Annotated in this window: 16 protein-coding genes; 14 read left to right on the forward strand and 2 right to left on the reverse strand. The window is 68.5% G+C overall.

Features of this window, described 5'->3' with window-relative positions; all coding sequences use genetic code 11:
- The first annotated feature begins 99 nt into the window (after positions 1–99).
- From HRU81_12635 to HRU81_12700, 14 genes are all read left to right on the forward strand, one after another.
- Complete coding sequence (locus HRU81_12635; GenBank protein QOJ32891.1) at positions 100–567, forward strand: ATP synthase subunit I; 468 nt, start codon at positions 100–102, stop codon at positions 565–567.
- Complete coding sequence (gene atpB / locus HRU81_12640; GenBank protein ID QOJ32892.1) at positions 560–1,399, forward strand: F0F1 ATP synthase subunit A; 840 nt, start codon at positions 560–562, stop codon at positions 1,397–1,399. Before HRU81_12635 ends, atpB begins: the two co-directional genes overlap by 8 nt.
- A gap of 43 nt (positions 1,400–1,442) precedes the next feature.
- On the forward strand, positions 1,443–1,712 hold the full coding sequence (gene atpE, locus HRU81_12645) for a F0F1 ATP synthase subunit C (GenBank protein ID QOJ32893.1): 270 nt from the start codon (positions 1,443–1,445) through the stop codon (positions 1,710–1,712).
- 43 nt (positions 1,713–1,755) lie between these two features.
- Positions 1,756–2,226 (forward strand): F0F1 ATP synthase subunit B, encoded by a 471-nt coding sequence (locus HRU81_12650; GenBank protein ID QOJ32894.1) that lies wholly within the window; start codon positions 1,756–1,758, stop codon positions 2,224–2,226.
- 9 nt (positions 2,227–2,235) lie between these two features.
- A complete protein-coding gene (locus HRU81_12655; GenBank protein QOJ32895.1) occupies positions 2,236–2,799 on the forward strand; it encodes a F0F1 ATP synthase subunit delta in 564 nt (187 codons plus the stop codon).
- Positions 2,800–2,835: 36 nt separating this feature from the next.
- Complete coding sequence (locus HRU81_12660; protein ID QOJ32896.1) at positions 2,836–4,377, forward strand: F0F1 ATP synthase subunit alpha; 1,542 nt, start codon at positions 2,836–2,838, stop codon at positions 4,375–4,377.
- A gap of 131 nt (positions 4,378–4,508) precedes the next feature.
- Positions 4,509–5,369: a F0F1 ATP synthase subunit gamma gene (gene atpG, locus HRU81_12665; GenBank protein QOJ32897.1), complete on the forward strand. Its 861-nt coding sequence runs from the start codon at positions 4,509–4,511 to the stop codon at positions 5,367–5,369.
- 38 nt (positions 5,370–5,407) lie between these two features.
- On the forward strand, positions 5,408–6,787 hold the full coding sequence (gene atpD, locus HRU81_12670) for a F0F1 ATP synthase subunit beta (GenBank protein QOJ32898.1): 1,380 nt from the start codon (positions 5,408–5,410) through the stop codon (positions 6,785–6,787).
- A 107-nt stretch (positions 6,788–6,894) separates the two neighbouring features.
- Positions 6,895–7,320: a F0F1 ATP synthase subunit epsilon gene (locus tag HRU81_12675; protein ID QOJ32899.1), complete on the forward strand. Its 426-nt coding sequence runs from the start codon at positions 6,895–6,897 to the stop codon at positions 7,318–7,320.
- A gap of 114 nt (positions 7,321–7,434) precedes the next feature.
- A complete protein-coding gene (glmU, locus tag HRU81_12680; protein QOJ32900.1) occupies positions 7,435–8,808 on the forward strand; it encodes a bifunctional UDP-N-acetylglucosamine diphosphorylase/glucosamine-1-phosphate N-acetyltransferase GlmU in 1,374 nt (457 codons plus the stop codon).
- Positions 8,809–8,920: 112 nt separating this feature from the next.
- The gene (gene glmS, locus HRU81_12685) at positions 8,921–10,756 is read left to right on the forward strand and encodes a glutamine--fructose-6-phosphate transaminase (isomerizing) (GenBank protein ID QOJ32901.1); all 1,836 of its coding nucleotides are present in this window, start codon (positions 8,921–8,923) and stop codon (positions 10,754–10,756) included.
- A 47-nt stretch (positions 10,757–10,803) separates the two neighbouring features.
- The gene (locus tag HRU81_12690) at positions 10,804–11,361 is read left to right on the forward strand and encodes a pyridoxamine 5'-phosphate oxidase family protein (protein ID QOJ32902.1); all 558 of its coding nucleotides are present in this window, start codon (positions 10,804–10,806) and stop codon (positions 11,359–11,361) included.
- The gene (locus tag HRU81_12695) at positions 11,288–11,788 is read left to right on the forward strand and encodes a CoA-binding protein (GenBank protein QOJ32903.1); all 501 of its coding nucleotides are present in this window, start codon (positions 11,288–11,290) and stop codon (positions 11,786–11,788) included. Before HRU81_12690 ends, HRU81_12695 begins: the two co-directional genes overlap by 74 nt.
- 17 nt (positions 11,789–11,805) lie before the next feature.
- Positions 11,806–12,831, forward strand: a complete 1,026-nt coding sequence (locus HRU81_12700; GenBank protein QOJ32904.1) for an LLM class flavin-dependent oxidoreductase — start codon at positions 11,806–11,808, stop codon at positions 12,829–12,831.
- Positions 12,832–12,855: 24 nt separating this feature from the next.
- On the opposite strand, the gene rimO is transcribed toward HRU81_12700, so the two are convergent.
- On the reverse strand, positions 12,856–14,181 hold the full coding sequence (gene rimO, locus HRU81_12705) for a 30S ribosomal protein S12 methylthiotransferase RimO (GenBank protein QOJ32905.1): 1,326 nt from the start codon (positions 14,179–14,181) through the stop codon (positions 12,856–12,858).
- Between the two features lie 20 nt (positions 14,182–14,201).
- Positions 14,202–15,251 carry an HD domain-containing protein gene (locus HRU81_12710; GenBank protein QOJ32906.1) on the reverse strand — a complete coding sequence of 350 codons (1,050 nt, stop codon included), beginning with the start codon at positions 15,249–15,251 and terminating at the stop codon, positions 14,202–14,204.
- Positions 15,252–15,287 lie beyond the last annotated feature (36 nt).

Consider the following 15,287-nt stretch of genomic DNA (forward strand, 5'->3'; position numbering starts at 1 on the left):
GGTGCCTGAGGCGCCGCGCGCGGCCACCGCACCGCCCGGAAGGGGCGCGAGGTGGCCTTTTTGTTGCCCGCGCAGAGCGCGCTGGATCGGGGCAACGGCATGAGTGACCCGGAGGCACGTCGCCTGCTGCGGCGGACCGCGTGGCTGCTGGCTGCGGGCCAGGCCGTGCTGACCCTGCTGGTGACGGCGGCGGCCGGCTGGCTGGGTGGCACGGCGAGCGCCCGGTCGGCACTGGCCGGCGGCTGCATCGGCACGGTGCCGGCGCTGTATCAGGCCTTGCGCATGTTCAGCGTGAGTGCCGCCGAGGATCCGGGCCGGTTCATGCGGGCGGTGTATGTGGGTGAGTTCATGAAGATCGTCATCACGGCAGCCTTGTTCGTGGCGGCGATCCGCATCATGAGACCGCAGTTCCTGCCACTGATGGCAGCGTATGCGGTGACGTTCCTGGCGTACTGGATCGCCCTCGGCACGGGCTATCCGTGGTTCGCGGGCCAGACCGGGGTCGCCCCGGGCGGCAGCACGGAACGCAGGAAGAACCAGGACAAGACGGAAGCCGGGCATGTCTGAAGCAGCACACAACACCGCGGGCGGGTACATCCAGCATCACCTGACCCATCTGCAGGTGTGCCGCGCCGATGGCCACTGGGTCTGGAACGAGTGCCACGGCAACTTCTGGGCCGTGAACGTCGATTCCATGGTGTTCTCGCTGCTGCTCGCGCTGTTCCTCGGCTACCTGTTCCGCCGCATCGCCGTCAACGCCAGCCGCGACCGCCCGGGCAGGACGCAGGCGCTGGTCGAGCTCATCGTCGATTTCGTCGACGACAGCGTGCGCAGCACCTTCAACGGCAAGAGCAAGCTCATCGCGCCGCTGGCGCTGACCATCGTCAGCTGGGTCTTCATGATGAACCTCATGGACCTGATCCCGGTGGACTTCCTGCCGGCGGCGGCCGAGGCCCCCGGCGTCGCCGACTACCTGCGCGTGGTGCCCACGGCCGACGTCAACGTCACCTTCGGCATGTCGCTGTCGGTGTTCGCCCTCATGATCTTCTACAGCTTCCGCATGAAGGGCGCCGGCGGCTTCCTCGCCGAGCTGACCATGCACCCGCTGAACCCGAAGGACCTGGGTGTGCCGGTGGTGTTCTGGCCAGTGGTGATCGCCTTCAATTTCGTGCTGGAGACCGTGGGGTTGCTGGCCAAGCCGCTGTCGCTGTCGCTGCGGCTGTTCGGCAACATGTACGCCGGCGAGCTGATGTTCATCCTCATCGCGCTGCTGGGCGTGTTCCAGCTGCCGCTACACTTCCCCTGGGCGGTGTTCCACATCCTGATCATCACCTTGCAGGCCTACATCTTCATGATGCTGACGATCGTCTACATGAGCCAGGCCTGCGAGCACCACTAGATCCCTAGTCCGCAACTTGCGCATTTCGAGGTAGGAGAAAACGATGGAAACTGTAATTGGATTCACCGCGATCGCCGTGGCCATCCTGATCGGTCTGGGCGCGCTCGGTGTCGGCATCGGCATGGGCCTGCTCGGCGGGCGCTTCCTCGAGGGCTGCGCACGCCAGCCGGAGCTGGCCAACATGCTGCAGACCAAGATGTTCCTGGTGGTGGCGCTGCTCGACGCCGTGGCCATGATCGGCGTGGGTATCGCGCTGTTCTTCGCCTTCGCCAACCCCTTCATCGGCCAGCTGCAGACCGCCGCGGGCGGCTGATCGCGGTACAGGGTCACAGGCAGGCCAAGTCAGGAGCATAGCGGTGGACATCAATCTCACCCTCATCGGTCAGGCGATCGCCATGGCGGTCTTTGTCTGGTTCTGCATGAAATATGTCTGGCCGCTGCTGCTGGCGATGATCGAGGAACGCCAGCAGAAGATCGCCGACGGCCTGGCAGCCGCCGACAAGGGCACCAGGGCGCTCGAGGAAGCGCAGCAGCGGATCCAGGCGATGATCGACGAGGCCCGCGCCCAGGCGCGCGGCATCCTCGACCAGGCGCAGAGCCGCGCCAACGGCATCGTCGAGGAGGCGCGCACGGCAGCCGACCAGGAGCGCGAGCGCATCATCCAGTCGGGCAAGGCGGAAGTGGACCAGCAGGTCAACCGCGCCCGCGACGAGCTGCGTGGCCAGGTGGCCGCCATCGCCGTGGCCGGCGCGGAGAAGATCCTGGCGCGGGAGATCGATCCGCGCACACACCAGGACCTGCTCACCAAGCTGGCCGCGCAGATCTGAGGACGCACCATGGCGGAGCAAGACAGCACCGTCGCCCGGCCCTATGCCCAGGCCGCCTTCGAGCTGGCCCGGGCCGAGAACCAGCTGCAGGCCTGGCAGGACTTCCTGGAACTCGCGGCACGGCTGGTGCTGGAGCCGGCGGTCAGCCGGCTGATCCGCACGCCGGCGGTCGACCTGCCGCGCCTCGTTGGCAGCCTGGCCGAGGTCTGCCGCGGGCAGCCCGGCGGCACGCTGCTCGCGGGCGCGGGTTCCCGGGGCGAGAACTTCCTGCGGCTGCTGGTGGAGAACCGGCGGCTTGGCCTGCTGCCCGACATCGCGGCGCGGTTCGCGGTCCTGAAGACCGAAGCCGAGAAGAGCCTCGACGTCACGCTCACCTCGGCCACCCCGGTGAGCGACGAGCAGCGCGCCCGAATCGAGGACACCCTGAACAAGCGCTTCAACCGCAGCATCCGCCTCGCGGTGCAAGTCGATGCGGGACTCATCGGCGGCGCCCGGCTGCAGGTCGGTGACCGCGTCATCGACGGCACGGTGCGCACCGGCCTGGACAAACTGGCAACCGCCCTTCGCGTTTAGCCGACGGCAAACGACAGACGGCAGAGGAACGAAACGATGGCACTCAAGGCCTCAGAAATCAGCGAGCTGCTGAAGCAGCGCATCCAGAACTTCGAGAGCGCCGCCGAGGCGCGCGATGTCGGCAGCGTCATCGCGGTGACCGACGGCATCTGCCGCATCCACGGCCTGGCCGACGCCAAGTACGGCGAGATGCTCGAGTTCCCGAAGAACACCTTCGGCCTCGCCCTCAACCTCGAGCAGGACTCGGTGGGCGCGGTGGTGCTCGGCGACTACAAGCACATCTCCGAGGGCGACACGGTGAAGACCACCGGGCGCATCCTCGAGGTGCCGGTGGGCGAGGGCCTGCTCGGGCGCGTCGTCGATTCGCTCGGCAATCCCATCGACGGCAAGGGCCCCATCAAGGCCGCCGGCACGTCGCCGATCGAGAAGGTGGCGCCGGGCGTCATCACCCGCCAGTCGGTGAACCAGCCGGTGCAGACCGGGCTGAAGGCGATCGATGCCATGGTGCCGGTGGGCCGCGGCCAGCGCGAGCTGATCATCGGCGACCGCCAGACCGGCAAGACGGCGGTGGCCATCGACGCCATCATCAACCAGAAGGGCACCGGCGTTAAGTGCATCTACGTGGCCATCGGCCAGAAGGCCTCGTCGATCGCCAACGTGGTGCGCAAGCTCGAGGAGCACGGCGCGATGGAGCACACCATCGTGGTGGCTGCCTCCGCCTCGCTCTCCCCGGCCATGTGGTACATCGCGCCCTACTCGGGCTGCACCATGGGCGAGTACTTCCGCGACAAGGGCGAGGATGCGCTCATCATCTACGACGACCTGACCAAGCAGGCCTGGGCCTACCGGCAGGTGTCGCTGCTGCTGCGCCGGCCGCCGGGCCGCGAAGCCTACCCGGGCGACGTCTTCTACCTGCACTCGCGCCTGCTGGAGCGCGCCGCACGGGTCAACGCCGACTACGTCGAGAAGGCCACCGGCGGCAAGGTCAAGGGCAAGACCGGTTCGCTCACCGCGCTGCCGATCATCGAGACCCAGGCCGGCGACGTCTCGGCCTTCGTGCCCACCAACGTGATTTCCATCACCGACGGGCAGATCTACCTCGAGACCGACCTGTTCAACGCCGGCATCCGCCCCGCCATCAACGCCGGCCTCTCGGTGTCGCGCGTGGGCGGCTCGGCGCAGACCAAGATCATCAAGAAGCTCGGCGGCGGCGTGCGCCTTGCTCTCGCCCAGTACCGCGAACTGGCCGCCTTCGCGCAGTTCGCCTCCGACCTCGACGAGGCCACCCGCAGGCAGCTCGAGCGCGGCCAGCGGGTCACCGAGCTGATGAAGCAGAAGCAATACTCGCCGCTGTCGGTCGGCCTCATGGCGTTGTCGCTGTACGCGGTGAACGAGGGCTACATCGATGCGGTCCCGGCCAAGTCCGTGGTGGCCTACGAGACCGCGCTGCATGCCTTCGCGAAGGAGAAGCACGGCGCGCTGATCGACAAGATCAACGCCACCGGCGACTACAACGACGACATCGCCGCGGGGCTGAAGAAGGTCTGCGAGGACTTCAAGAAGAGCGGGGCTTATTGATAGCTGCTTGAACGCCGCGCAGTCGCAGGCCGCCCGGAGGCGGTACCCCCCGAACAAAGCGAGTATCGGGGAGCGACTTCGGGGGGTACCGCCGCAAGGGCGGCCGTGAAAGCACCGACGAGACCGGACAAATGGCAGGCGCAAAAGAAATCCGCACCAAGATCAAGAGCGTGAAGAGCACGCAGAAGATCACCAAGGCCATGGAGAAGGTGGCGGCCTCCAAGCTGCGCCGCACCCAGGCGCGCATGGCCGCTGCGCGTCCCTATGCCGACAAGATCCGCGACGTCATCGCCAACCTCTTCAAGGCCCACCCCGAGTACCGCCATCCCTATCTGGTCTCGCGGGAAGTGAAGCGCGTCGGCTATATCGTCGTCACCACCGACCGCGGCCTCTGCGGCGGCCTCAACGTCAACACCTTCCGCCGCCTGCTGCCGGAACTGCGCCAGTGGCAGGACAAGGGCGTGGAGGTCGATCTCTGCCTGATCGGTGCCAAGGGCGTGCAGTTCTTCCGCCGCCTGAAGGTCAACGTCGTCGCCGCCACCACCCATCTCGGCGAGAATCCGTACATCTCCGCGCTGGTCGGTGCCATGACGGTCATGCTCGACGCCTACCGGGAGGGCCGCATCGACCGGCTCTTCCTCGTGCACAACAGCTTCGTCAACACCATGAGCCAGAAGCCCGACGTGCGCACGCTGCTGCCCGCCGAGGCGCCCTGCACCGAATCGCTGCCGCAGAACTGGGACTACCTCTATGAGCCCGGCGCCGCGGAACTGCTCGATGACGTGCTGACGCGCTACATCGAGACACAGGTCTACCGCGCGGCGGTGGAGAACGTGGCCTGCGAGATGGCCGCGAAGATGGTGGCCATGAAGGCCGCCACCGACAATGCGGGCAAGCTCATCGAGAGGCTGCAGCTCGACTACAACAAGGCCCGCCAGGCGGGCATCACCCGCGAGATCGCCGAGATCGTCGGCGGCGCCGCGGCAGTTTAGGTGCCTGGCACCACAGGAATGCGACCCGGAGAGAGAGCATGAGCAACGGCAAGGTTGTACAGGTCATCGGTGCGGTGGTGGACGTGGAATTCCCGCGTGATGCCATCCCCAAGGTCTATGACGCACTGAAGATCGACGAGGCGAACCTCACGCTGGAAGTGCAGCAGCAGCTCGGCGACGGCGTGGTGCGCACCATCGCCATGGGCGCCTCGGAAGGCCTCAAGCGCGGCCTGCCGGTGGCGAACACCGGCAAGCCGATCTCCGTGCCGGTGGGCACCAAGACCCTCGGCCGCATCATGGACGTGCTCGGCAATCCCGTCGACGAGGCGGGCCCGATCGGCGCCACCCAGCACATGCCGATCCACCGCGCGGCGCCCTCCTACGAGGACCAGGCGAAGACCACCGAGCTGCTCGAGACCGGCATCAAGGTCATCGACCTGATCATGCCGATCGCCAAGGGCGGCAAGATCGGCCTGTTCGGCGGCGCCGGCGTGGGCAAGACCGTGACGCTGATGGAGCTGATCCGCAACATCGCCGTGGAGCACTCCGGCTACTCGGTGTTCGCCGGCGTCGGCGAGCGTACCCGCGAGGGCAACGACTTCTTCCACGAGATGAAGGACGGCGGCGTCATCGACAAGGTCGCGCTGGTCTATGGCCAGATGAACGAGCCGCCGGGCAACCGCCTGCGCGTGGCGCTCACCGGCCTGACCATCGCCGAGAACTTCCGCGACGAAGGCCGCGACGTGCTGATGTTCATCGACAACATCTACCGCTACACGCTGGCCGGCACCGAGGTCTCGGCGCTGCTCGGGCGCATGCCCTCGGCGGTGGGCTACCAGCCGACACTGGCCGAGGAGATGGGCGTGCTCCAGGAGCGCATCACCTCCACCCGTACCGGCTCGATCACCTCCTTCCAGGCGATCTACGTGCCGGCGGACGACCTCACCGACCCGTCGCCGGCGACGACCTTCGCGCACCTCGATGCGACGCTGGTGCTCTCGCGCAACATCGCCGAGCTCGGCATCTACCCGGCGGTGGATCCGCTCGACTCCACCAGCCGCCTGCTCGATCCCAACGTCATCGGCCAGGACCACTACGACACCGCCCGCGCGGTGCAGGCGGTGCTCCAGCGCTACAAGGAGCTGCAGGACATCATCGCCATCCTCGGCATGGACGAGCTCTCCGAGGACGACAAGCTCACCGTGCAGCGCGCCCGCAAGATCCAGCGCTTCCTCTCGCAGCCGTTCTTCGTCGCCTCGCAGTTCACCGGCCAGGACGGCAAGTACGTGTCGCTGAAGGACACCATCCGCGCCTTCAAGGGCATCGTCGGTGGCGAGTACGACGCCCTGCCCGAACAGGCCTTCTACATGGTCGGCACCATCGAGGAAGCCGTCGCCAAGGCGAAGACGCTGCAGTAACCCGTGCGGTGCCGGTGTTCACTTATTCACTTTTTGCAATCGGTGATGCAGTGAGTAAACGCCGGATCAGCCGCAATAAGTGAATAAGTGAACACCGGCACCGCACTATGAACACCATCCACGTCGAGATCGTCAGCGCCGAGGGGCACATCTACTCGGGCGATGCCAACCTGGTGATCTGCCCGGCGAAGATGGGCGATGTCGGCATTGCGCCGCGCCATGCGCCGCTGATGACGACGCTGCGCCCGGGCGAGGTCCGGGTACAGGCCGAGGGCAAGGACGAGGTGTTTCTCTTCGTCACCGGCGGCATCCTCGAGGTGCAGCCGACGCAGGTCACCATCCTGGCGGACACGGCCCTGCGCGAGCATGAGCTCGACGAGGCGGCAGCCGACGATGCGCGCCGCAAGGCCGAGGAGGCGCTCAAGGGCGCCACTGGCCGCGAGGACCTGGCCCACGCCCAGCAGCAGCTGGTCGAGGCGGCCGCCCGTTACCGCGCCACGCAGAAGCTCAAGGGCAAGCGCAAGCAGCTCTAGGAATCCGCCGACGGCGGTTGAACCCCGGCCGGGGGCCTCGCCGTCGCTTCCCGACACTCGCTTTGGGCGAGCCCCCCGGCCGGAGCTCGGTCACGCTGGGTGCATAATCGACTCATGGCAACCACCGTCGTGATCCTCGCCGCCGGGCAGGGCAAGCGCATGCGCTCGGACCTGCCCAAGGTGCTCCACCCGCTCGCCGGCCGTCCTTTGCTTGAGCATGTGCTGGTTGCCGCCGGCGCGCTGCGGCCGCGGGAGATCCGTGTCGTCCACGGCCACGGCGGCGAACGCGTCAAGGACGCATTTGCCGGCCGTGAGCTCACCTGGGTGCACCAGGCCGAGCAACGCGGTACCGGGCACGCCGTGCGCCAGGCGCTGCCGCGGATCCCGCCGAAGGACGTGGTGCTGATCCTCTATGGCGACGTGCCGCTGGTGCGGCCGGCGACGCTGCGCCGGCTGGTGGCGAAGGCGCGCACCGGCCAGCTGGCGGTGCTGACCGCCGCATTCGACGATCCGGCCGGATACGGGCGCATCATCCGCAGCGGCGGCAGCCGCGGCGGCATCGTCGCCATCGTCGAGGACAAGGACGCCACGCCGGCGCAGCGCGCCATCCGCGAGATCAACACCGGGCTGCTCGCCTGCCCGGCCGGCGCGCTGGCCCGCATGGTGCGCCGCCTGCGGGCCGACAACGCCCAGAAGGAGTACTACCTCACCGACATCGTCGCGCTCGCCGTCCGCGACGGCATGGGCGTCGCCGCCGTGGCGGCGGCGTCGGCCGACGAGGTCATGGGTGTCAACGACAAGGCCCAGCTCGCCGAGGCCGGCCGCCTGCTGCGCCGGCGGATCGCCGGCGAGCTGCTGCAGGCGGGCGTGACGCTGGTCGACCCGGAGCGCATCGACGTCCACGGCAGCCTGCGCTGCGGCCGTGATGTCACCATCTACCCGGACGTGCTGTTCGAAGGCGAGGTCAGCCTGGGCGACGGCGTGGTGGTGGAGCCCTTCAGCCGCATCCGCAACACGAAACTGGGCGCCGGCACCGTGGTCCACAGCCATTGCGTCATCGAATCCGGGGACATCGGCCCGGGCTGCGAGATCGGGCCCTACGCCCGCATGCGCCCGGGCGTGGTGCTCCGCGGCCATGTCAAGCTCGGCAACTTCGTCGAGGTGAAGAAGAGCACGGTGGGCCTGCACAGCAAGGTCAACCACCTGACCTACATCGGCGACACCACCATCGGCGAGCGGGTGAACGTCGGCGCCGGCACCATCACCTGCAACTACGACGGCGCCAACAAGCACCACACCGTCATCGGCGACCAGGCCTTCATCGGCTCGGGCGTCGAGCTGGTGGCGCCGGTGACGATCGGTGCCGGGGCGACCATCGGCGCGGGCTCCACCATCAGCAAGGATGCCCCGCCCGGTGAGCTGACCGTGGCGCGGAGCAAGCAGCTGACGATCCCGGGCTGGAAACGCCCGGTGAAGCAGCCGAAGTAGCTGGCCGGGCGGGAATTTCCTCGCCGAACTGCGACCTGGTGTCGGGCGCGCGCCGGGCCCGGCACGGATAATCCCCTTCATTCCCGGACAGCCAGCAAGACATAATCAGAACATGTGCGGAATCGTAGGAGCCATTGCCGGGCGCGACGTGGTCCCCATCCTCATGGAGGGCCTGCGCCGGCTCGAATACCGCGGCTATGACTCGGCGGGCCTCGCGGTCCTGAAGAACGGCGTGCTGCGCCGCCAGCGGCGGCTCGGCAAGGTGGCGGAGCTGCAGGCCGCGCTTGCCTCGGATCCGTTCGATGCGCCGGTCGGCATCGCCCACACCCGCTGGGCCACCCACGGCGCGCCAGCCGAGCGCAACGCGCACCCGCACATCTCCCACGACGGGCTGGCGATCGTCCACAACGGCATCATCGAGAACCACGAGGACCTGCGCGACGAGCTGAAGAAGCTCGGCTACGTGTTCAGCTCCGATACCGACACCGAGTGCATCGCCCATCGCATCCACTACCACCTGAAGAAGGGCAAGCCCGATCTCTTCGAGGCGGTCCGTGCCACCGTGGCGGAGCTGCAGGGCGCCTACGCGCTGGCGGTGATGAGCCAGGCCAATCCGGACCTTCTGGTGCTGGCGCGCTGCGGTTGCCCGGTGGTGATCGGCATCGGCGAAGAGGGAAATTTCGTCGCCTCGGACGTCTCGGCGCTGCTGCCCGTGACCCGGCGCTTCATGTTCCTCGAGGAGGGCGACGTCGCCGAGGTCCGCAAGGACGGCGTGCGCCTCGTCGACCGCGATGGCCAGCCCGTGCACCGGCCCGTGAAGCTGAGCGAGCTCTCCGCGGATGCCGCCGAAAAGGGACCCTACCCGCACTACATGCTCAAGGAGATCCACGAGCAGCCGCGCGCGGTGGCCCAGACCCTGGAGGAGCGCGTCGCCAACGGCAAGCTGCTGGAAGCGGCCTTCGGCCCGGACGCCACCGCGATCTTCCGCCGCACCCAGGCGGTGCACATCGTCGCCTGCGGCACCAGCTTCCACGCGGGCTCGGTGGCCCGCTACCTGATCGAGCAGATCTGCCGCATTCCCTGCTACGTGGAGATCGCCAGCGAGTTCCGCTACCGCAATCCCGTGGTCACGCCGAACACGCTGTTCGTGACCATCTCGCAGTCGGGCGAGACCGCCGACACGCTGGCGGCGCTGCGCCTGGCGAAGCAGGAGGGCTTCCTCTCCTCGCTCGCCATCTGCAACGTGCCGGAAAGCTCGCTGGTGCGCGAGTCCGATCTGGTGATGCTGACCCGGGCCGGCCCTGAGATCGGCGTCGCCTCCACCAAGGCCTTCACCACGCAGATCGCCGCCCTGAGCATGCTGGTCATCGCGCTCGCCAAGCATCGCAGCACCGATGCCGAGCGCGAGCGCGGCCTGGTGACGCGGCTGATCGAGATCCCCGGACTGATCGAGAAGACCCTGGTCCTCGACCCCGAGATGAAGAAGCTCGCCGAGCGCTTCGCCGACAAGCGCCATGCGCTGTTCCTCGGCCGCGGCATCCTCCACCCGATCGCCATGGAGGGCGCGCTCAAGCTCAAGGAGATCTCCTACATCCACGCCGAGGCCTACCCCGCCGGCGAGCTCAAGCACGGCCCGCTGGCACTGGTGGATGCCGAGATGCCGGTGATCACCGTGGCGCCCAACAACGACCTGCTGGAGAAGCTGAAGTCCAATCTCATGGAAGTGCGCGCCCGCGGCGGCGAGCTCTTCGTCTTCGCCGACCCGGACTCCGGCTTCGAATCCAGCGACGGCGTCACCGTCATCCAGATGCCCCGGCACGTGACCTACCTGCAGGCCCCGGCCGTCTACACCGTGCCGCTGCAGCTGCTCGCCTACCACGTGGCCATCCTGCGGGGCACCGACGTGGACCAGCCGCGCAATCTTGCCAAGTCGGTGACCGTGGAGTAACGCTCTGGCACCATAGCGCTCCTGCACCCTGACTGGAGCGCTTCGCCATGAGTACCGCCTACCCCTGGGTCAAGCCGCCCTGGCCGCGCAAGGTCCTGCCCCGCGCGCAGCTCGAGGATCGCATCGCGCAGCTGCTGGGTTCGACGAACATGTGCGTGCTGGCGACCGTGGGCCGGAGTGGCCAGCCGATCGCCAGCCCGATCGAGTACTACGCCGACGGGCTGGACCTCTACATGCTGCCCGATCCGGGCACGCCGAAGCTCAAGGCCATGCAGGCCGATCCACGGGTGTCGGTGGCGGTGCACGGTGCCTACCACGGCTGGCACAGCGCCCGCGGCGTGCAGATCTTCGGCCGCGCCGAGGTCATCGAGCCGCATGCGCGTGGCTGGGATCGCGGCATGCAGGTGTTCCGCTGGCATGAGTGGATGAGCGACCTCGGCCTGGATGCCCGCAAGCCCTTCGAGCGCCAGGTCTGCCGGATCGTGCCGGAGAAGATCCTCTACACCGAGACCTGGCTGTGGAAGCTCGGCTATGGCGCCAAGCAGCGCTGGGAGCGCTCGCCGCGCAAGGCGGCGCGCCGGCCCGCGGCGCGGAAGAAGAAATAGCGCGGTGGCCGACGCGACGCCGGACGAGGTCATCCGCGCCACGCTGCGCGAGACGCGCACCATTGCCGTGGTGGGCGCCTCGCCCAAGCCGCACCGCGCCTCGCACGAGGTCATGCGCTTCCTGCAGGGCAAGGGTTACCGCTGCATCCCGGTGAACCCGGGCCATGCGGGCGAAACCCTGCTCGGGGAGACGGTGCATGCGGACCTGGCCTCGATCACGGAGCCGGTGGACATGGTGGACGTGTTCCGCAATTCCGCGGCGGCAGGGCCGGTCGTCGACGAGGCCATCGCCATCGGCGCGAAGGTGGTGTGGATGCAGCTGGGCGTGATCAACGAGGAGGCGGCCGGACGCGGCCGCCGCGCCGGGCTCACGGTCATCATGGACCGCTGCCCGGTCATCGAATGGGGACGGCTGGACCTCGGCTGAAGGCAGGAGCCTCGCGAGTGGACATCGACATCATCGTGGAGCCCGAACTGACCCCGGCGCAGCTGGTCGAGCTGGCGCAGGCGGCGGAGCGCTTCGGCGTGGGCACCCTCTGGGCCTCGAACTACTTCGCCCACTGGGATCCGTTCGTGTCGCTGGCCCCGGTGGCGCTGGCCACCCGCAGGCTGCGGCTGGGTGCCCTGGCGTTGTCACCCTTCGAGATGCACCCGCTGAAGATCGCCAATGCGCTGCTGTCGCTGAACGAGCTTTCAGGCGGCCGCGCGGAAGTGTCCATCGGCGCCGGCGAGGGCAATCTCGACGCCATGGCGCTGAGCAAGCCGCAGAAGATCGTCGGCGCCACGCGCGAGGCGGTCGAGATTGTCATCGGCGCGGGCCAGGGCCGGCTGAAGCAGGCGGGTTACCGGGGCGAGCACTTTCAGGTGACCTATCCCTGTGCCTACGGCTGGCTCCAGGCGCCGCCGCCCCGCGTCTACCTCGGTGCCTACCGGCACCAGATGATGCGCGCCGGCGCCCGCGTGGCCGACGGCGTGTTCATCGGCTGCACGCCGCTGGAGATCCTCGGGCCCGCCATCGCCGCCATCCGCGAGGGCCTGGCCCGTCGCCAGGCGCCGAAGGCGGATTTCCGGATCAACAGCTTCTGGGCCTGGCACCTGAAGAAGGATCGTGCCGAGGGCTACCGCGAGTCGCGCCGCGAGCTGGCCTGGCGTGCGCGCAAGCTCGATCCGGCGCTCATCAACCTGTTCCTGGGCCCGGAGGACGTGCAGTTCGTGCGCGATCACTGGGAGAACTTCGTCGCCGCCTGGTTCGACCGCTCCGGCAACATCCGGGGCGTGCCCGAGCGCATCACCAGCGCACTCTGCGAGGGCTTTACCTCCACCGGCGGGCTCGAGGACCTGGATCGCGAGATCGAGCGCTTCCGGCAGTTCGGCAGGGCCGGGCAGACGACCATCGCGCTGCGGCTCCACGACCAGCCGATGGAGGCCCTGGAGATCATCGGCCGCCACGTGGTGCCGGCCCTGCGTTGACCGGCGGCAAGCCGGGCCGGCGCCTCAGGCCAGCCTGGCCTCCAGGTCGTAGGCATCCGAGCCGGTGACGACCACCTCGAGGAAATCGCCGGGCTTGCAGCGCCCCGGCGCGGCGATGCGCACCACGCCGTCGATTTCCGGGGCATCGCCGGGGCCGCGCGCCACGGCACCCTCGGGCCCGAGTTCGTCCACCAGCACACGCATCCGCTTGCCGATCTTCGCGGCGAGCTTCGCGGTGCTGATGCGGGCGGCGGCTTCCATGAAGCGGGCCTGGCGTTCCGCGGCGATTTCCGCCGGCACGGGGTCGGGCAGGTCGTTGGCCGCGGCGCCGGCCACCGGGGAGTAGGTGAAGCAGCCCACGCGATCGAGCCGGGCCTCCTCCAGCCAGTCGAGCAGCATCCGGAAGTCGTCCTCGGTTTCACCGGGGAAGCCGGTGATGAAGGTGCTGCGCAGCGTGAGGTCCGGGCAGGCCTCGCGCCAGCGGCGGATGCGGGCCAGCGTGTTCTCGGCGTGCGCGGGGCGGCGCATCAGCCGCAGGATGCGCGGGCTGGCGTGCTGGAAGGGGATGTCGAGGTAGGGCAGCACCCGGCCCTCGGCCATCAGCGGGATGACCTCGTCGACATGCGGATAGGGATAGACGTAGTGCAGGCGCACCCAGGCGCCGAGGCTGCCGAGCGCGCGCGCCAGGTCGAGGAAGCGCGTCTGCAGCGGCTGGCCCTGCCAGAACTCCGTGCGGTAGCGGATGTCCGCCCCGTAGGCGCTGGTGTCCTGCGAGATCACCAGCAGTTCGCGGACGCCCGCCCTCACCAGGCGCTCGGCCTCCTGCATGACCTCCTCGATGCCGCGGCTGGCGAGATCGCCACGCAGGCTGGGGATGATGCAGAAGCTGCAGCGGTGATTGCAGCCTTCGCTGATCTTCAGGTAGGCGTAGTGCCGCGGCGTCAGGCGGATGCCCTGCGCCGGCACCAGGTCCAGGTAGGGGTCGTGCGGCTTGGGTGCGTGCGTGTGCACCGTCTCCATGACCTCGGCATAGGCCTGCGGACCGGTGACACCCAGCACCGTCGGGTGACGCGCGAGGATGGTCTCGCGGCGCGCACCGAGGCAGCCGGTGACGATGACCTTGCCGTTGCGGTCCAGCGCCTCGCCGATGGCGTCCAGCGATTCGTCCACCGCGGCGTCGATGAAGCCGCAGGTGTTGACCACCACCAGGTCCGCGCCCTCGTAGCTGGGCGCCACCTCGTAGCCCTCTGCGCGCAGCCGGGTGAGGATGCGCTCGGAGTCCACCAGCGCCTTCGGGCAGCCGAGGCTGACGAAGCCGATGCGGGGCGGCGCTGCGGGTTTGCGGGCCATGGACCAGCCGGGACGATGCGTCAGGCGGGGATGGCGGCAGGCATCTCGAAGCGGGCCAGGTAGCGGCTGACCAGTCCGCTGACATGCTGCAGCGGCTGCTCCAGGACCGTGAAGCAGGGTGGCTGGCGCCGCAGGCGGTCCCAGCCTTCGCTGTCGATGACGCGCTCGAGGTGGGCCATGTTCTGCTCGATGGCCTCGAAGTAGGGATTGCGCCCTTCGCAGGCGGCTTCGATGTAGCGGTAGGCGCGGTTGAACTTCTGGTCCAGCCGCTCGCGGACCGACAGCCGGAAGAAGCCGGGCGTCTGCCGCAGCAGGTCGATCCCCGACTGGTACTGGATCCTGTCCGCCGCCGGGATGGCGCGCGTGGCCACGCCCGCCAGCACGAACTCCGCGTAGAGCCGGTCGCGGCACTTCTCGAGGTAGCAGCGATCGGCCATCTGCGCCATGAGGTCCGCCGTGCCGAGCAGATGGCCAACCAGGCTGTCCCTGGGATCGTCGAGCTCGATGTCGTCGAGGCTCATCTCGTAGCCGGTGAAGTGCACGGCCTGGGCGGCGACCTGGGCCTGCCCCGTCAGGCCGATGCGCGGCAGGTAGCTGCGGAGGAACTCGGCGCTGCGCGACACGTGCTGGCCGGTGAATTCCGCGCCATTGAGGATGCCCGTGTCGGAACGCCGGCGGATGTAGCCCGAGTCGTGGAACAGCGCGGTGATCAGGCCCAGCACCGCGCGTTCCTGGCCGAGGCGGTCCGCCGCGGCGCAGGTCTTCTCGTGGCCCGCCAGCAGCCGCGCCATGGCCAGGGTCATGTCCAGCGTGTGCTGGATGTCGTGGTAGACGGTGTCGCAGCCGAGGTAATCCTCGTACTGGCCGCGGAACAGCCGCTCGAAATCGTGGAAGGCCACCCAGAGGATGTCGAACGCGCTCCCGGGGTAGGCCTGGAGGAAAATGTCGTGCACGGCGTCGCGGACCGAGGCCGCCGAGCTGACGCAGACCCGTCCGGTTACGTCAAATTCGTTGGGCCGGATGCGGAAGGGCCGGCTCGCCGTCTGCTCGATGTAGACCGGGTCTGACATGCTGTGGCGGGATTCTGGCACCGCTGCCCGTCTCCG

It is taken from the genome of Gammaproteobacteria bacterium, from assembly GCA_015709695.1.
Lineage (GTDB): Bacteria > Pseudomonadota > Gammaproteobacteria > Steroidobacterales.